16 protein-coding genes are annotated in these 17759 nt (G+C 70.5%); 7 read left to right on the plus strand and 9 right to left on the minus strand.

Translation table 11 applies throughout. The features are described 5' to 3' along the window. The first annotated feature begins 196 nt into the window (after nt 1-196). The 4 genes from BJ992_RS10215 (at nt 197) to BJ992_RS10230 (ending at nt 4628) form a co-directional block, all read left to right on the plus strand. Entirely contained in the window at nt 197-1237 is a 1041-nt protein-coding gene (locus BJ992_RS10215) for a carboxymuconolactone decarboxylase family protein (protein ID WP_184979823.1), read from the plus strand. A gap of 348 nt (nt 1238-1585) precedes the next feature. Beyond that, nucleotides 1586-2389: a TIGR03084 family metal-binding protein gene (locus tag BJ992_RS10220; protein WP_184979825.1), complete on the plus strand. Its 804-nt coding sequence runs from the start codon at nt 1586-1588 to the stop codon at nt 2387-2389. Between the two features lie 307 nt (nt 2390-2696). Beyond that, nucleotides 2697-3734: a 3-deoxy-7-phosphoheptulonate synthase gene (aroF, locus tag BJ992_RS10225; protein ID WP_184979827.1), complete on the plus strand. Its 1038-nt coding sequence runs from the start codon at nt 2697-2699 to the stop codon at nt 3732-3734. Nucleotides 3735-3746: 12 nt separating this feature from the next. Beyond that, nucleotides 3747-4628: a prephenate dehydrogenase gene (locus BJ992_RS10230; protein ID WP_221474752.1), complete on the plus strand. Its 882-nt coding sequence runs from the start codon at nt 3747-3749 to the stop codon at nt 4626-4628. Nucleotides 4629-4635: 7 nt separating this feature from the next. Here the strand turns inward: BJ992_RS10230 and BJ992_RS10235 are convergent, their stop codons facing one another. The 5 genes from BJ992_RS10235 to BJ992_RS10255 all read right to left on the minus strand — a co-directional run bounded on the left by BJ992_RS10235 (nt 4636) and on the right by BJ992_RS10255 (nt 9553). Continuing rightward, nucleotides 4636-5616, minus strand: a complete 981-nt coding sequence (locus tag BJ992_RS10235) for an NAD(P)-dependent alcohol dehydrogenase (protein ID WP_184979829.1) — start codon at nt 5614-5616, stop codon at nt 4636-4638. Further along, nucleotides 5613-5849: a helix-turn-helix transcriptional regulator gene (locus tag BJ992_RS32740; RefSeq protein WP_343072583.1), complete on the minus strand. Its 237-nt coding sequence runs from the start codon at nt 5847-5849 to the stop codon at nt 5613-5615. Before BJ992_RS32740 ends, BJ992_RS10235 begins: the two co-directional genes overlap by 4 nt. Next, nucleotides 5846-6271: a hypothetical protein gene (locus tag BJ992_RS10245; protein WP_184979833.1), complete on the minus strand. Its 426-nt coding sequence runs from the start codon at nt 6269-6271 to the stop codon at nt 5846-5848. The genes BJ992_RS32740 and BJ992_RS10245 overlap by 4 nt, the downstream gene beginning before the upstream one ends. Before the next feature lie 171 nt (nt 6272-6442). After that, nucleotides 6443-7690 (minus strand): cytochrome P450 family protein, encoded by a 1248-nt coding sequence (locus tag BJ992_RS10250; protein ID WP_184979835.1) that lies wholly within the window; start codon nt 7688-7690, stop codon nt 6443-6445. A 249-nt stretch (nt 7691-7939) separates the two neighbouring features. After that, the gene (locus tag BJ992_RS10255; protein ID WP_184979837.1) at nt 7940-9553 is read right to left on the minus strand and encodes an MFS transporter; all 1614 of its coding nucleotides are present in this window, start codon (nt 9551-9553) and stop codon (nt 7940-7942) included. Between the two features lie 304 nt (nt 9554-9857). Here BJ992_RS10255 and BJ992_RS10260 point away from each other — a divergent pair, with 304 nt between their 5' ends. Next, a complete protein-coding gene (locus BJ992_RS10260) occupies nt 9858-10541 on the plus strand; it encodes an HAD family hydrolase (protein WP_184979838.1) in 684 nt (227 codons plus the stop codon). A gap of 6 nt (nt 10542-10547) precedes the next feature. On the opposite strand, the gene BJ992_RS10265 is transcribed toward BJ992_RS10260, so the two are convergent. After that, the gene (locus tag BJ992_RS10265; RefSeq protein ID WP_184979840.1) at nt 10548-11678 is read right to left on the minus strand and encodes a DegT/DnrJ/EryC1/StrS family aminotransferase; all 1131 of its coding nucleotides are present in this window, start codon (nt 11676-11678) and stop codon (nt 10548-10550) included. Further along, on the minus strand, nt 11675-12427 hold the full coding sequence (locus BJ992_RS10270) for a class I SAM-dependent methyltransferase (RefSeq protein WP_184979842.1): 753 nt from the start codon (nt 12425-12427) through the stop codon (nt 11675-11677). The genes BJ992_RS10265 and BJ992_RS10270 overlap by 4 nt, the downstream gene beginning before the upstream one ends. A 165-nt stretch (nt 12428-12592) precedes the next feature. Here BJ992_RS10270 and BJ992_RS10275 point away from each other — a divergent pair, with 165 nt between their 5' ends. Together BJ992_RS10275 and BJ992_RS10280 are read left to right on the plus strand one after the other, a co-directional pair. Then, complete coding sequence (locus tag BJ992_RS10275; protein WP_184979844.1) at nt 12593-13813, plus strand: class I SAM-dependent methyltransferase; 1221 nt, start codon at nt 12593-12595, stop codon at nt 13811-13813. 248 nt (nt 13814-14061) lie between these two features. Next, on the plus strand, nt 14062-15186 hold the full coding sequence (locus tag BJ992_RS10280; protein ID WP_184979846.1) for an acyltransferase family protein: 1125 nt from the start codon (nt 14062-14064) through the stop codon (nt 15184-15186). Between the two features lie 60 nt (nt 15187-15246). On the opposite strand, the gene BJ992_RS10285 is transcribed toward BJ992_RS10280, so the two are convergent. Then, entirely contained in the window at nt 15247-16233 is a 987-nt protein-coding gene (locus BJ992_RS10285) for an NAD-dependent epimerase/dehydratase family protein (protein WP_184979848.1), read from the minus strand. After that, entirely contained in the window at nt 16230-17543 is a 1314-nt protein-coding gene (locus tag BJ992_RS10290; RefSeq protein WP_343072584.1) for a nucleotide sugar dehydrogenase, read from the minus strand. Before BJ992_RS10290 ends, BJ992_RS10285 begins: the two co-directional genes overlap by 4 nt. Nucleotides 17544-17759 lie beyond the last annotated feature (216 nt).

Here is a 17759-nt window from a genome sequence, read left to right on the forward strand (position 1 = left end):
TCTCGATCGGGTCGGGTCTCCACCTGTGATGTCTGGGTCGGGTTCCAGCCGGTCACCTCCGGCTGGAACCCACCCGCACCTGACGCACCGTTCCCGGCGCCGGTACGGCGGGTCGTTCGCCGGTACGGCGAATCCGGCGCCGTCCTACGGCGGCTCGCCAAGGAATCTTCCCAGTCGACACATCAGGAGGCGACGAATGGGGACCGTGCTGACCCGGCTCACTCTGCCGGGAACGATGACTCAGGTGCGCCACGTCACACCGGTGCACCCCCGTGCTGCCGACGCGGCCGTGCGTGAGGTGTACGCGCAGATCTCGCGGGACTTCGGGATGCTGGCGCCGCCGTTGCTGCTGCATTCGCCGGCGCCGGCGGTGCTGGCGGCGGCCTGGGTGGTGCTGCGGGAGTCGCTGCTGGCGAACGGACGGGCCTCACGTGCGGCCAAGGAGGTCGTGGCGACGGTGGTCTCCGAGGCCAACACCTGTCCGTACTGTGTGGACGTGCACCAGGCGACGCTCACGGGGCTCGGTCACGCCGGGGATCCGGAGTTGTCCCCGGTCGCGGAGTGGGCCCGTGGCCTCGGTACGCGGGACGGCGCGGCACGGCACGCGGATTTCTCGAAGGAGGAACTGAGCGAGCTGACCGGGGTCGCGGTCACCTTTCACTACCTGAACCGCATGGTGAACGTCTTCCTCGGTGACTCGCTGCTGCCGCCTCAGGTGCCTGCCGGTGCTCGTGGCGGCATGCTGCGGATGTTCGGCCGGGTCATGCGTCCCATGGCACGCAGGGGTGCCGTGCCGGGGGAGTCGCTCGGACTGCTGCCTGCGGCGATGCCGGCCGCCGACCTGGCGTTCGCCGCGGGATCGCCGCACGTCGCCGGGGCCTTCACGCGGGCCGCGCACGCCGTCGAGGAGGCAGGGTACCGCTCGGTGCCGGAAGAGGTCCGTGCGATGGTGTCCACCGCACTCGCCACCTGGGACGGCACGCCTCCCGGTCTCGGCCGCACCTGGGCCGACGGCCCGGTGTCCGACCTGCCGGCGGCGCACCGCGCGGCAGGCAGGCTCGCGCTCCTCACGGCGATGGCGTCCTACCAGGTGGACGACACGGTCGTGGCAGCCTTCCGCGACGTGACCCCAGGTGACCGCGAGCTGGTGGAACTGACCTCGTGGTCGGCCATGGCGGCGGCCCGCACGGCAGGCGCCTGGACCCGGCCCGTCCACGCGGAGATCCGGCCGGCCTGAACCTTTACCGGCACGGTTCTGGCGGAGCCTCGTTCCGCCAGAACCATCGCCGGCCCATGGGCCGAGCCTCGTCCGGCTGGAACGACGCGGACCCCGGCCGCGTCTCGTCCGGCTCGAAACGCCGTGGCACGTTTCCAGGCCGGTGAATTCTCCACGTTCCATTTCACGCGCCGCCGCTCCGCACACACGAAGTAGCCCAGCCGTTTTACCCGGATGCATTCTGGAGTGGACCGCATTCCTGGTGTCCATACCGAGTCAGGTCCGTGGCGTGCAATTCCGGTTGGGTCGCCACACGGGACGTGTGCGCTCGACACCTCGAAACACCCTTTCCAGTGAGAGGACAGACGCGTGACCGACCTGGACGTTGTGCTCAGGGACCTCACCGCGGACGGCGAGCAGCTGGACCGGCTGGTGTCCGGGCTGACCGCCGAGCAGTGGCGCCTGCCGACCCCCGCCCCCGGCTGGACGATCCACGACCAGATCGCCCACCTCGCCTTCATCTACCGGCTGGCGCGTCTCGCGGCGGCCGAACCCGAGACGTTCACGGCGCTGGCCAAGAGCGCGGAGAAGAACTTCAACGGGGCCGTCAACGCGGCGCTGGCCGAGTACACCGCCGACTCGCCGGAGACGCTGCTCGGCAAGTGGCGCGCGGAGCGGCGTGACGTCGTCGCGGCGCTCGCGGCGGTGCCGGAGGGACAGGTCGTGCCGTGGCTGGTGAACCCGCTGCCGCCGATCATCCTCGCCTGCGCCGGGATCATGGAGCAGTTCGCGCACGGCCAGGACATCGCCGACACGCTCGGCGTGACGCTGGAGCGCGGCGCGAGCCTCGCGCACCTGACGGTGTTCGCGGTGCTCACCAAGGACTTCGGGTACCTGTCGCGCGGTGAGACCCCGCCGACGGCGGAGTTCCGCTTCGAGATCACCGGCCCGTCCGGCGAGCTGTGGGCCTACGGCCCGGAGAACGCCACCGAGCGGATCAGCGGCCCCGCCGAGGACTTCTGCCTGCTCGCCACCCGGCGCCGCCACCGCGACGACCTCGAGGTGACGGCGGAAGGCGCCGAGGCCGACCACTGGCTGGACATCGCGCAGTGCTACCGCGGACCGGCCGGCGCCGGCCGGGTGCCGGGCCAGTTCACCGCGGCGGCCGCGTAGCCGCCGGTGCGTTCGTCTCGCGGCCGGATCGCTGTTCGACGGCGGTCCGGCCGTGCGCCGTCCAGGCCGCGGTCCGTTCGTGCGCGGTCAGGCCGCGGTCCGGCCGTACGCGGTTCAGGCCGGCGGTCCGGCCGTGCGCAACCGGCGGCGTTCTCCTTTTTGTGAATTCCCGGCGCTGTCAGGAAACGGCAACGGATCGGCATTTTGCTGCCTCGCGTATCGCTCGTCCGGCGGCCGGCAAGCGTGCACAGTTGTGTCCAGGAAAGCCGATCGTCCCCTGATCGGCCGAGAAAAGGGTGAAGACAATATGGTGATCGTGATGGCTCCTGACGCCACGCCTGCGGACATCCAGGCGGTCGTGTCGATGGTGGAGCTGGCGGGTGGTGAGGCGTTCGTCAGCCGGGGGGTCAGCCGGATCGTCATCGGCCTGGTCGGTGACGTCGACCTGTTCGCCACACTGAACCTCGGCGCGATGCGCGGGGTGAGCAGCGTGACCCGCATCTCCGCCAAGTACAAGCTGGTCAGCCGGGAGCACCACCCCGACCGCACGACCGTCCAGGTCGGTGGTGTGCCGATCGGTCCCGACACGGTGACGCTGATCGCGGGGCCGTGCGCGGTGGAGACCCCCGACCAGACCCTGCAGGCCGCGCTGATGGCCAAGGCCGCCGGCGCCACCCTGCTGCGCGGCGGCGCCTACAAACCCCGCACCTCCCCCTACGCCTTCCAAGGACTCGGCGTCGAAGGCCTGCGCATCCTCACCGACGTACGCGAACAGACCGGGCTCCCCATCGTCACCGAGGTCGTCGCCGCCGACGACGTCGCCACCGTCGCCGAACACGCCGACATGCTCCAGATCGGCACCCGCAACATGCAGAACTTCCCCCTGCTCCAAGCCGTCGGCGCCGCCGGACGGCCCGTCATGCTCAAACGCGGCATGAGCGCCACCATCGAGGAATGGCTCATGGCCGCCGAATACATCGCCCAACGCGGCAACCTCGACATCGTCCTGTGCGAACGCGGCATCCGCACCTTCGAGACCGCCACCCGCAACACCCTCGACATCTCCGCCGTCCCCGTCGTCCAGCGCCTGTCCCACCTCCCCGTCATCGTCGACCCCTCCCACTCAGGAGGCCGCCGCGACCTGGTCCTGCCGCTGAGCCGCGCCGCGATCGTCGCCGGCGCCGACGGCGTCATCGTGGACGTCCACCCCTACCCCGACATCGCGCTGTGCGACGGCCCCCAGGCCCTGGTGGAGGAGGACCTCACGGCCCTGTCCGCCACGGTGCGCGACCTCGCCGGCTACATGGGCCGCCGCATCCCCGTCTCCGCTCCGATCGCCGCCTGACCAGGTCGTCCCATGAAGCTGCTGCCCTCTCCCTCGCCTGCCGCGCGCATGGTGCGCGGCGTCACCGTCGTCGGCACCGGCGTGATCGGCACGTCGGTGGCCCTCGCGCTGCGGCGCGCCGGTGTGCGGGTCCGGCTCACCGACCGGGACCCCGAGGCCCTGGCGGAGGCCGTACGGATGGGTGCCGGCACCGCTCTCCCCGCCACCGAGGTCCGTGCGGACGTCGTGGTGGTGGCCACGCCGCCGTCCACCGTCGCCACCGTGCTCGCCGACGCGCAGCGCCGCGACCTCGGCGCCGTCTACACCGACGTCGCCAGCACCAAGTCCCGCATCCTCGCGCAGGCCGAGCAGGCGGGCTGCGACCTGGCCACGTACGTCCCCGGTCACCCCATCGCGGGTCACGAACTGTCCGGTCCCACCGCCGCGCACGCCGACATGTTCGACACGCGGCCCTGGGCCCTGTGCCCGCAGCCCGCCACCGCGCCGCAGGCCCTGCGTGCCGTCGCCACGCTCGTCACCCTGTGCGGCGCGCGGCCCACGATCCTGTCGGCGCAGGCCCACGACGAGGTGGTGGCCGCCGTCTCGCACGTGCCCCACCTCGTCTCCGCCGCTCTGGCGGCCCACTTCGCCGCCGCCGACGAGCACACCCTGTCCCTGGCGGGCAAGGGGCTCCATGACACCACCCGGATCGCGCTCGGCGCTCCCGCCTTGTGGCGCGACATCCTGCAGCACAACGCGCACCCCATCGCGGCCGTGCTCGACGCCATCGTGCGCGACCTCACCGAGGCCGCCAAGGCGCTCAGGTCCACCGACCAGGACGCGCTCACCGACCTTCTGACCAGAGGGAACCGCGGCAGGGAGCACATACTCGACGTCCTGCACCCCGCACCCTGAGCCGTGCTCAGACCGTGAGGACGATCTTGCCGGTGGTGTGGCCGGCGGCGAAGCGCGTGAGCGCGGCCGAGGCGTCGGCGAGGGGGTAGGAGCGGTCCACGAGCGGTGTGACGGCGCCGGAGTCGATGAGGCGGGTCAGGTCCTCTAGAGGGGCCGCGTCCTCCTTGGCGGTGACGCCGCGCAGGTTCTGCGAGACGAAGAACCTCGTGAACAGCACGGTCCTGATGGTGCGGCCGAAGCCGCCGGTGACCGGGAACCTCTTGTAGCCGCCACCGCCGAGCACCAGCGTGCCGCGCCGGGTCAGCGCGCGGCGGACCAGCGGCAGCGGCCGGTCGCCGCCGAGGTCGAGGACGACGTCGTACACCGGCCCGTCGCGGTCGATCTCCTCGGCCGTGTAGTCGATGACGTCGTCGGCGCCGAGCGCGCGCACGGCGTCCGCCTTGGCCCCGCTGCACACGGCGGTGACCCGCGCGCCGAGCGCCTTGGCGATCTGCACCGCGAACGACCCGACACCTCCAGAGGCGCCGATGATCATGACCCGCTGGCCCTCACGCACCTGGCCGACGTCGCGCAGTCCCTGCAGGGCCGTCACCGCGGAGACCGGCACCGCGGCGGCCTGCTCGAACGACAGCCGCTCCGGCTTGCGTGCCAGCAGGCGTTCCGGCGCCGCGGCGTACTCGGCGAACGAGCCGGTGTCGCACGTGCCGTACACCTCGTCGCCGGGCCGGAACCGCGTCACCTTCGCGCCGACGGCCTCCACCACCCCGGCGAGGTCCCGGCCGCGCACCGCCACCTTGGGCCGGCGCAGGCCGAAACCCATCAGGCGCACGAGGTAGGGCCGTCCCGTCATCAGGATCCACACGCCGGCGTCCACCGCCGCCGCCTTCACCCGCACCAGCACCTCGTCGTCCCCGATGGCCGGTTTCTCCACGTCCCGCAGCTCCAGCACATCGGCGGGCCCGTAGACGTCGTTGGCGATCGCTTTCATGGCTTGTCCTCTTCTTCCGGTGACTCCGGATACTGGAAAACGTCGTCGAGCGGCACCCCGAACACCCTGGCGATCCGGAAGGCCATCTCCAGGGACGGCGAGTACCGTCCCTGCTCGATCGCGATGACCGTCTGCCTGGTCACCCCGATCCGCTCGGCCAGATCGGCCTGTGTCATCTCGTCACACGCGAACCGCAGCGTTCGGATGCGGTTGGTGACTCTCGTCGCCTTCACTTCTGCGGGACGCCTCCGTGGTACAGGGAGAGCTTCGCCATCGACCCCACCACCGCCGACAGCACGAAGCACAGGTAGATCACGTTGGCGATCCAGAACCGGTCCCATCCGGCGACGGCCATGAGCATCGCCGCAACGGCGCCGATCACCACGAACGCCTGTCCCGTGTGGTCGCCGAACCGGCCGATCTCCCGGTCGCGCTCGTCCTTGACCAGCGACCCCGGCCGCACCATCGACAAGACGATCTCCAGCAGGATGGCCGCGGCGATCCCGGCGCCGATCGTCCAGAGCATCGCCGCCGCGTACTCCGTCTCGGCCAGCGGCCGGCCCGCGGCGTTCCGTAGGACGACCACCACGTACACCGCGTAACCGATCACGCTGACCACCAGCATGATCCACGCGCGCCGCTCTTCGAGAGTCACTCCCGGCTCCTTCGATGTACAACTTTCTTGACATCTCCAATGTAGCGAATGCTTTACCTGATGTCTAGAAAGCTTTACATCGCTCCGCGGCCCCCAAGACGCGAGAACCCCCGCCGTACCAGGGGTACGACGGGGGTGGCGGCGCTTGCCGCGCCGGGGACGCCTCGGGGGTCAGGCGGAGGCGGCGGCCGGGACGGCGGCCCTCAGGTAGACGGGGAGGGTGCGGTGGCCGTTCATGATGAAGGTGGGGAGCGGCTGGAGGTCGCTCTCCTCGACGGCCAGGGAGAGGTCGGGGTAGCGCTCGAAGAGGGTGCCGAGGCCGATGGCGGCGACCATGCGCGCGATGCCGGCGCCGAGGCAGTAGTGGGGGCCGTGGCCGAAGGACAGGTGCTCCTTGTCGGCACGGGTGATGTCGAACTCGCCGGCGGTCTCGCCGTGCAGCGAGGGGTCACGGCCGACGGCGCTGTAGTTGATCAGGATGGGGTCGCCCTTGGGGATGGTGACGCCGTCCAGGTGGATGTCCTCCACGGCGTACCGCAGGGGGAGCTGCGCCAGCGGGGACTGCACACGCAGGGTCTCGTCGATGACGTCGTCCCAGGAGACCTGGCCGGACTTCACCAGTTCGAGCTGATCGGGGTGGGTGAGCAGCGCCGTGATGGCGTTGTCGAAGAAGTTGATCGTGGTCTCGGAGCCGGCGCCGAGGATGGCGAAGATGGTGTCGGTCAGCTCGGCCTCGGTGAGGCGGGAGCCGTCCTCCTCACGGGCCGCGATGAGGTCGGTGGTGATGTCCTCGGCGGGGTTGGCGCGCTTGTCCGCGATGAGGTCGGCCATGGCGTCCCGCCAGCCGCCGAGGATCGCCGCGGCCTGCTCGGGGCTGACCGTCGTGTCGATCATCATCTCGATGACCTTCGCGGTCTTGGCGAGCGCCTCCTCCGACATGCCGATCAGCTCGGCGACGATGAGCGCCGGCAGGGGATAGGCGAACCGCTCACGCAGGTCCACCGGCTCACCGGGGGGTACGGCCTCCAGCGCGTCGAGGAGGTGGTTGGTCAGCTCCACCACGCGGGGCCGGATGGCCTCGGTGCGGCGGCGGGTGAAGGCCTTGCCGACCAGCTTGCGCAGGCGGACGTGCTCCTTGCCGTACGCGGTCACCATGTTGTCCATGGCGATCCAGCTGATCATCTCCCAGTCCGGCGGGATCTCGCCGTTGATGAACTTCGGCCAGTGGTTGCGCGCGCTCTTGGTGACCCGGGGGTCGGTGAGCAGGTCCCTGATCACGTCGTGCCGGTTCACCGACCAGGCGAGGACGCCGCCTGGCAGCTCGACCGGGGTCGCCGGTCCCATGGCGCGCAGCTTGTCGGCCTCGGCGTGGATGTCGCGGCCAGTGGTGTCGAGGCGGACGGGGCAGCCTTGTTCCATCGGAAGTCTCCCGGGATCTCGTCGCTGGGAATGAAACCTCAAGGGATGTCCTTCGAAAATGGCAGGGAGAAATACCCGGTGATTGATTCGCAGGCATCCGAGGTTTCGTGCTTCGATTTTAAGGCCGCACTCACAGGTCCGTATATGAAGATAGGGGCACCCTGGTCACATCCCGCACGTTGGAAGACGCCGCCGCGAATGAGAAAAGGCGCCGGACGTGAGATCCGGCGCCTTTTGTGAAAGCAGCGGTCAGGTGACCTTGGCGGTCTCCCCGGCCGGGGTCTCCACGATCTCCTCCACGGGGGCCTCGCCGGACTCACCGGTCTCGCCGCCGCCGTGGTCACCGGTCGGCGCGACGTGCCGCAGCGCGATCACGGCGATCGTGGCGAGCGTCACGGCGATCAGCGCGCTGACCCCGGCCGCGGTGTTCATGGCCGTGGTGAACGCCTCACGCGCCGCGGCCAGCAACGCGGCCCCGGCCTGGCCGGACAGGTCCGCCGCCGCGCCGAGCGCACCCGCGATGCTCTCGGTGGCGCCTTCGGCCGCCGCGGCCGGCGTGCCGGCGGGAACGCTGAGCGTGCCCTGGTACACGGCGGTGCCGACGCTGCCGAGGGTCGCGATGCCGAGCGCGATGCCGAGCTCGCCACCGGTCTCCGACATCGCCGCCGCCGACCCGGCCTTCTCCGGCGGCGCGGACCCCATGATCAGCCCGGTGCCGAGGCCCGCCATGGGGCCGGCGCCGAACGCCGCGACGTACAGGCCGGTGAGCAGCAGCGGCAGGCCGGACGCGGTCGCGACCTGGCTGATCAGGACGTAACCGATGGCCGAGAGCGTGAGGCCGCCGGCGATGGCGTACGCCGGGGGGACCTTGCGCGCGATGGCCGGCGCCATCATCAGGCTGACCACGGTCACGATCGTCTGCGGCACGAGCAGCAGGCCGGCGTTCAGCGGGGACAGGCCCTCGACGGTCTGCAGGTAGAGGTTGACCAGCAGGTAGCTGCCGCTCATCAGGCCGCCGCCGACCATGATCGCCAGGGCCGCGGTGAAGGCGCGGTTGCTGAACAGCCGCAGGTCGAGCAGCGGGTTCGGCAGCGCGCGCTGCCGCCGCACGAACGCCACACCGACGATCACGCCGACCACGATGGCCGCGATCGGCACCGCCTCGAAGCCGTTCTTGGCGAGCTCCTTGAGGCCGTAGATGAGCGGCAGGATCGTGCCGAGGGACAACCCCACGCTGACCAGGTCCAGCTTGCCGGCGCCGGGGTCGCGGTACTCGGGGAGCAGCTTCGGCCCCGCGATGAGCAGCAGCGCCATCACCGGCACGCTCAGCAGGAACACCGAGCCCCACCAGAAGTTCTCCAGCAGCACGCCGCCGACCACGGGCCCGATGGCCATGCCACCCATGAAGCAGCTCATCCACACCGCGATGGCGGTCCCCATCTGCTTGGGGTCGGTGAACATGTTGCTGATCAGCGCCAGCGTGGACGGCATCAGCGACGCGCCGGTGATCCCCATGAGCGCGCGGGTGGCGATCAGCATCTCGGGGCTGGTCGAGTACGCGGCCAGCACCGACGCGGCGGCGAACGCGGCGCCGCCGATCATCAGCAGCTTGCGCCGGCCGATGCGGTCGCCGAGGGTTCCCGCCGAGACGAGGAAGCCCGCGATGAGGAAGCCGTAGATGTCGGTGATCCACAGTTGCTGGACGTGGCTGGCGCCGAGGTCGGTGCTCAGCCGGGGCAGCGCGAGGTAGAGCACGCTGGAGTCCAGCGCGAGCAGCAGCGTCGGCAGGGCCAGAACGGCCAGGCCGATCCACTCCCGCCGCCCGGCCCGCGTACCGGACCCGGCTACGGCATTGGCATCCATCGAACGTCCTTCCCTTGTGTCCGCGGGCCGTTCTTGACTTCGAATTCCGCCGCGACATGATTAACCGGCATGGGAACGCTGAATTCTGTCCTATCAACGGGTAACCCGGCGGGTCATCTCCCAAGGTGCGCGGAGACGAACCCCGTCCGTCTCCGACGATAGGACGGCCCGTCCTGGTTGGGAATGAGGCCGGTGATATGCCGGGGGACGGACTGGGGTCGCGGTATAGGGGTGGTGCATAGGGGTGGCGTAAGCCGCATTCGTGAAGATGCGGCCGGACGAGCCCGGTGTGAGGCTGGGCCGCATGACCGGACCAGCGGGGCCCGTCCCGCACGACGCGGTCGTGTTCGACTGCGACGGCACGCTCGTGGACACCGAGACCTCGTGGGACAGCGCGTACCGGCAGCTGTTCGACCACTACGGGGTGCCGCTCGACCCGAGAGCCCGCACCCGCCTCGTCGGCCTGCAGCTGCGCGAGCTCGGACACGCGCTGGCCGTCCTGCTCGGCCACCCGGAGCCGCCGGAGACGCTGGCCCGCACGGTGTACGAGCTGGTGTGCGGCGGCATCGGTTCCGGCGTCGCGGCGCTTCCCGGCGCGGTCGAGCTGGTCACCGCGCTGCACGGCACCCGGCCGCTCGCGGTGGCGACCAACACCCCGGCCGAGATCGTGGCCGGATACCTCGACGGCATCGGCCTGCGTGCCGCGTTCGACGTGGTGGTGGACTGCGTCAGCGCCGGCGCGCCGAAGCCGTCCCCGGTGCCGTACCTGCGGGCCTGCGGCGCGCTCGGCGTGCACCCCCGCAGGGCCGTCGCCGTCGAGGACTCGGCCAACGGCGTCGCCGCGGCCCGTGTGGCCGGGATGTACGTCATCGGCGTGCCGTCCCACCCGGACGTGACCCTGGACGCCGACCTGCGCGCCGCGACCCTGCTCGACCCGCCGGTGTGGCAGGCACTCGGCCTGCCGTCCCCGGCCACGGTCCCGGCCTGACCCCTTTCACCACCCCGAGCGGATCGTCTCGGCGATGTGCTCGCAGTCCCACTCCGACACCCACCACCCGACCGGGATGTGCACCACCCGGTCGTGCACCGACTCAAGGCCCGGCAGCTCAGGGTCGTACACGTCGCGCACCGCCGTGTGGGTGTCGTTGCGCCGCACCACCGCGCTCGCGGTGATCCCCGCCGCCGCCAGCCTGCGGATGAACGCCGCGCGGTCGTCGACCTTCACCGGGTACAGCCAGAACGACGAGTCGCGGCCCTTCTCACGCGTGGTGAGCTCGACCCCGGCGACACCGGCGAGCGCCGTGTCGTAGTACTCGGCGTTGCGCCGGTGGATGTCCACCCGCGCGTCCACCGACGACAGGTTGGCCAGGCCGACGGCCGCGCCGAGCTCGCCGAGGTAGAAGTTGTACCCCCACTCCGGCACGTCGTAGTCGCCGTTGACCCGGTCGGCCTTGCGGTCGATGCCGAAGAACCGCAGCCGCAGCGCGCGCCGGTGGCTCTCCTCGTCGGGGGTCACCAGCATGCCGCCGGTGCCGCACGCCAGGTGCTTGGTGGCGTGGAAGCTGAACGCGCACAGGTTGCCGTGCGCGCCGACCGGCACGCCTTGGTACACCGAGCCCCACGCCTGCGCGCAGTCCTCGATCACCGCGGGCCGGAACCCGTGCGCCGCCTCGGCGTCGTCCAGCACGGACGCCAGCCGGTCCAGGTCCACCGGGTGGCCGGCCCAGTGCACCACCATGACGGCCCGGGTCCGCGGCGTGATCTTCCTGGCCAGGTCGTCCATGTCCATGGTGAGGGTGCCGGGGTCGACGTCCACCCACCGGATCCGCATCCCGTTGGCGAGGATGGCCCAGTTGGTCGCCTCGAAGGTGTACGGCGTCGTCAGCACCTCGCCGCCGCCGCCGTCGCCGCCGCCGTCGCCGTGGCCCGCGGCGAGGCGCAGCGCGAGATGCAGGGCCGAGGTGCCGTTGTTGAGCGTCGTGAGGTACGGCACGCCGAGCCGGTCGCGCAGCGCCTGCTCGAACTCCTCACCGCGCGGGCCGTGCCCGAGCACACCGGTGCGCAGCGCCTCCGCCACCAGGGGGCCGGCCCCCTGGTCGACCGCGACCCTGAACAGCGGGATCATCGGGACTTGACGCCGACGAACAACCCGCGGCCGGCGAGGATGTCGTCCCGCTGCACGTAGTCGGCGCTGCATCCGGCGCGCTCGAAGGCGGCGACGTACTGCTGCGGCGTGAACAGGGTGAAGACCTGCACGTGCTCGAAGTGCCTGATGCCGTCGGCGTCGGCCACGATGTAGTGCGCCTCCTGCCGGACCGCGTCGCCGTGGCGCACCGAACGCGCCACCCGGGTCACCGTGCGCACGTCGTCACGCACCAGGTCGCTGCCGATGTGGCCGTCGGTGAACCGCTCGGGGAAGTACCACGGCTCGACGATGAGCACCCCGCCGGGGGAGACGTGCCGCGCCATGCTGGCCACCGCGGAGTCCAGCTCGGAGGTGGACGCCATGTAGCCGACCGTGCTGTACAGACTGGTCACCGCGTCGAAGGTGCGGCCGAGGTCGAAGTCGCGTATGTCGCCGGGGTGCACGGCGACGCCGGGAAGCTTGGCACGCGCGGCCTCACGCATGGTGTCGGACAGCTCCACGCCTTCGACGTGCGAGAAGATGTGGCGCAGGGACCGCAGGTGCTCCCCGGTGCCGCAGGCCACGTCCAGCAGCGAGTCGGCGTCCGCCTTGCGCGACCGCACCAGCGTGACGACCTCGCGGGCCTCCTGCTCGTAGTCCTTGCCACGCCGCTGGTAGACGAGGTCGTAGACCTCGCTCACCTCCGACCCGTAGACGTTGGTGTCCCGTGCGGGTGCTTCCGTGGTCATCGGTGACTCCTCACTGGGGGCATGTGGGGGCAGGCGCGCGCAGTTCCCGCCATGCGGCGAGCGTCCCGCGCGGCCCGTGAGCGCCGCATCTTCAAGAGTGCTGACCGGCCGCCGCACGGCATTTCTGGAGAAGAACACCGCAGCTCCCGTGGCTAATCTGAGCGCATGGAGAGCCCCTGTAGGATTTGCGGCGGCGTCGTCAAGGAATCGATCGACCTCGGGCGGCAGCCCCGCGGTAACGGTTTCCTTCTGCCGCGGGACATCGAGAACGAGTTCTTCTTCCGGCTCGCCGTCGGCATGTGCGATTCCTGCACGATGACCCAGCTGATGGAGGACGTGCCGCAGGAGATCAGGTACCACGACTCGTACCCTTATCACGCGTCTGGTTCCGCCGTTCACCGCAAGCACTTCGAGCAGAACGCGCGCTATTTCCTTGAGCACGAGCTCACGGGACCCGACCCGTTCATCGCGGAGATCGGCAGCAACGACGGCGTCATGCTCGCGACCATCGCGGCGGCCGGCGTGCGCCACCTCGGCATCGAGCCGTCGGCCGAGGTCGCGGAGATGTCGCGGGCCAAGGGTGTGCGGGTGCTGCCGGAGTTCTTCGACGAGACGACCGCCGCCAAGATCCTTGAGGAGCACGGCCCGGCGGACGTGGTTTTCGGCGCCAACTGCATCGCGCACATCGCGCACCTGGCCTCGGTGACGCGCGGCGTGGAGCTGCTGCTCGCGCCGAACGGCGTCTTCGTGTTCGAGGAGCCCTACTTCGGCACCGTCGTCGGCAAGACGGCGTTCGACATGATCTACGACGAGCACACGTTCTACCTGGCGGTGCGCTCGGTGAAGGCCATGGCCGAGCTGTACGGGCTCGAGCTGGTGAACGCCGAGCCGCTCGCGCTGCACGGCGGCACCATGCGCTACACCCTCGGCCGGCCCGGCATGCGCACCCCCGCTCCGGCGGTCGCGGAGTTCCTCGAGCAGGAGCGTGAGCGCGGCCTCGGGGAGCACGCCGCGTTGCAGCGGCTCAGCGCCTCGATGGAGAAGATCCGCCACGACCTGAAGTCGCTGCTGGTGAAGCTGCGCGAGGAAGGCCGCACGGTCGTCGGGTACGGCGCGCCGGCCAAGGCGGCGACGGTGACCAACTACTGCGGCATCGGCCCGGACCTGATTCCGTTCATCGTGGACAACACCTCCGCCAAGCAGGGCCGGCTGGTGGCGGGTTCGCACATCCCCGTCGTGGCCCCCGAGCGGTTCGGTGAGGCCGATCCGGACTACGCGGTGCTGTTCGCGTGGAACCACGCCGAGGAGATCATGGCGAAGGAGACGGTGTTCCAGGCCCGCGGTGGACGCTGGATCCTCTACGTCCCCGACGTGCACATCATCTGACCGACCCCCGATCGCATGCGGCCGGTGCCTTACCGGCCGCATTTCCATGGGGTCGTTCCTGTGGTTCAGCACGTGGGGAGATGCGGCGCCACGTGGCGCGGCGCGAATCTTACGCCTAGATAGTTCTTTTCGCGAATATCCGGCCAGGACCGTCTAGGAAAGAGGGCACCACCTTGTCCGCGATAACGAGTTCACCGCAGAGCCCCCCTTTGAACGAACACCGGCGAGATCTCCCCGCGCTGACGGGAATGCGTATCATCGCGGCCCTCCTGGTGTTCCTGTGCCACGCCGTGTTCCCGCTGAGCCCCGGGAACCAGAACCCGACGACGCCGTTCGCCGACCCGGGGGTCACACAGGGCCTGTACTGGTTCTTCTCACCCGGCGCGTCCATCGGCGTGTCGTTCTTCTTCATCCTCAGCGGCTTCGTGATCACGTGGTCGTGGCGGCCGGGGCAGCGGACCGGCGCCTACGTGCGCCGCCGCCTTGTGAAGATCATGCCGAACCACGTCGTGACGTGGGGCCTGTCGATGCTGCTGTTCGCCGCCGCGTTCACCCCCGCGTGGGGCCTGCCGAACCTGTTCCTCGTGAACGCGTGGAGCTCGGACCCCAACTACTGGGGCGGCGCCAACATGCCGGCCTGGTCGCTGTGCTCGGAGATCCTGTTCTACCTGCTGTTCCCGCTGCTGATCATCCCGATCCGCAAGATCGCCGACAACCGGCTGTGGCTGTGGGCCGTCCTCACCGTGGGGGCCATGGCGCTCACCTGTGTCGCCACCCTCACCCTGCTGCCGTCGGAGCCGCGTTTCCCCGGTGAGGCGCTGGCGCTGCCGCAGTTCTGGTTCATCTACATGTTCCCGCCGGTGCGGCTGCTGGAGTTCGTCCTCGGCATGGTCGTCGCGCGCATCGTCATCCAGGGCCGTTTCCCGCGCTTCGGCCTCGTCCCGGCGGCGCTGCTGGTGGTCGTCGCGTACGCCGCCACGCTGATGGTGCCGTCGCCGTGGAACCAGACCCTGGTCACCGCGGCGCCGTTCGCGCTCGCCATCGGCGCCTTCGCCACGGCGAACCTGCGCGGCAGGCTCACCGTCCTCGGCACCAAGCCGATGGTGTGGCTCGGCAACGTGTCGTTCGGTTTCTACATGACGCAGGCGCTCGTGCTGTTCTGGCTCGTGCCGACGCTGTTCCCCGGAGCGTCCTACGGCGTCCTCGGCGGCACGCTGCTCGTCATCGGCCTCACCCTCCTCAACGTCGTGGCGGGCTGGCTGCTGTACAAGCTGGTCGAGCAGCCCGCGATGAAGCACTGGAGCCGGTCCAAGAAGACCCCGCCGGCCCCCCGGCACCGGGTCGAGGACCCGTCGGCCGCCGTCCCCGCCTGACGAACGGCGACCGGCGCCGGCCGGGGCGAAAGCACCCCGGCCGGCGCCGGTTCTATGAGGTCAGACGGCGCCGCTGTCCGGCAGCGCCAGCCACCACGGGTTCTGCCTGGCCCACGCGATGGTCGCGGTGAGCCCGTCCTGCAAGGTGGTGCGCGGTTCCCAGCCGAGGACCGCACGGGCCTTGGCGTTGTCGGGGACACGGCGCGCCAGGTCCTCGTACGCGCTGCCGAGCCGCTCACCGGTGTCCACCGCGATGGCCGGCGCGTCGGCCCCGGTGAGCTTGGCGATCAGGTCGATGCAGTCGGCGATCGTCGTCTCCACCATCGTGCCGAGGTTGAACGACTCGCCGACCGCGCCGGGGTGGGCCGCGGCCAGCAGCGTCCCCTCGACGGCGTCGCCGACGAACGTGAAGCACCGCGTCTGGCGGCCCTGGTCGTAGGTCACGACCGGCAGGCCGTTCAGCGCGCGGTGCACATTGCGGCTCACGATGTACGCGGGCCGCTGGCCGGGGCCGTACGCGTTGAAGTACCGCACGATGGTGGCGGCCAGGCCGTGCTGACGGCCGAACGCGAACGTCAGGTGCTCGGCGAGCGCCTTGGCCGACGAGTACGTCCACCGGTCCACCGACGTCGGCCCGAGCACCCGGTCGCCGTCCTCGGGCCACGGCACGACGGGGTTCTTGCCGAACACCTCGCTGGTGCTCGCCACCACGACCCGTGCCCCGGCCCGCGTGGCGAGGTCCAGCACGTTGCGGGTGCCGGAGAAGTTGATGTCGATGACGTCCAGCGGCCGCGCCAGGTACTGGTCGACCCCGACGACCGCCGCCAGGTGGTACACGACGTCCACATCGGAGGTGATCGCCGCGCCGAGCTGAGCCGGGTCGCGGATGTCCCCCTGGACGTACCGGGTGCCGCTGGACGGGTGGTTCGCCGGCGGCGGCCCGCTGTCGAACACCGTCACCTCGTCGCCCCTGGCGAGCAGCCGGGCCACCAGGTGGCCGCCGATGAACCCCGAGCCGCCGGTCACGACGGCGCGCGCGCCGCTCACCGGCCGACCCCCCGGTACACGTAGCCGAGCCGCCGCAGCGACGTGATCTTCTCCTGCGAGAAGTACGCGCGGCCGTCCAGCACCAGGCACGACGTCGCGACCGGCAGCTCGGCGAAGTCGATGCCGGTGAACTCCTTGTGCAGCGTCATCATCGCCACGCAGTCGGCGTCCTGCACGGCCTCACGCAGCGTCGCGGCGGGCTTGATGTCCACCAGTTCCTCGGCCTGCACCGGGTCCACCAGCGGGTCGTACACCCGGACCTGCAGACCGGCCTTCTTCAGCGCGGTCACCGCGCCTTCCACCGGCGTGGCACGCAGGTCGCCGGTGTCGTTCTTGAACGCGAGGCCGAGCACCGCGACCGTCGAGGCGGCCGGCCGCTTGCCGAGCCGCACCAGCTCGTCGATGATGATCTGCGCGGTGTACTCCGGCATGCCGGCGTTGACCTCGCGGCCGATCGGCGCGGTGAGGATCTCAAGGCCCCGCTCGCGCGCGGCACGCCACACCATCCAGGGGTCCTTCACCAGGCACGACCCGCCGACGCCGACGCTCGGCAGCAGGATGTTGACGTTGCCCTGGCCCTTCGGCACCGTGTTGGCCGCCTTGATGACGTCCAGCACGTCCACGCCGAACAGCGCGCAGAACTTGGCCAGCTCGTTGGCGAGCGCGATGTTCAGGTCGATCCACCAGTTGTCGGCCAGCTTGACGATCTCGGCGGACTCCGGCGACCCCAGCGGGAACACCTCGACCTCGAACGTCGTGCGCCAGAACTCCGCGGCGGCGTCGGTGCTCGCCGCGTCCAGGCCGCCGACCACGATCGGCAGCCGGCGCAGCTCACGCAGCGCGGTGCCTTCGGCGAACCGTTCCGGCGTGAACGCCAGCCCGAAGTCCGCGCCGGCCGTCAGCCCGCCACGCTCCAGCAGCGGCCGTACCAGCGTGCGGGTCGCCCCCGGCGGCACGGTGCTCTTCACCATCACCAGGTGACCGGCACGCAGGTGGCGGCCCACCTCGGCGCACGCGCCGCTGAGCTGGTCGTCCACCAGGGATCCGTCGGCGCGCACCGGCGTGCCGACCGCGATCAGCACGACGTCGGCCTCGCGTATCGCGGCGTAGTCGGTGGTCACCCGCAGCCGTCCGGCCGCCAGACCGGAGAAGAGGAGGTCGGCGAGGCCCTCCTCCTGGTACCGGCAGTGGCCCGCGCCGAGCTCGTCGATGAGCCGGTCGTCGTTGTCGACCCCGACGACGTCGCATCCGCGGTCCGCGAGCATCGCCGCGAAGCACGAACCGACATAACCGAGTCCGACAATGGCCACCTTAAAATTCTGGTGCTCAGGTAGAAAACGCATGTACGCTCCCGTCGGGACTATTGAGACGCGATCACTTGCGATCGGGGCGCGGCGCCGTTTATCTCATGCGGGCATGGACCGCCCCGGGGTCGTCCCTGCACGAGCACATAGTCATTCGCTGCCGTTACGCAGCGCATCTCCTGAAATGCGAGGCAGGAATACCGCGCGGATGACAATGCGAAC

The sequence above is a fragment of the Sphaerisporangium rubeum genome (assembly GCF_014207705.1).
GTDB classification, from domain to species: domain Bacteria; phylum Actinomycetota; class Actinomycetes; order Streptosporangiales; family Streptosporangiaceae; genus Sphaerisporangium; species Sphaerisporangium rubeum.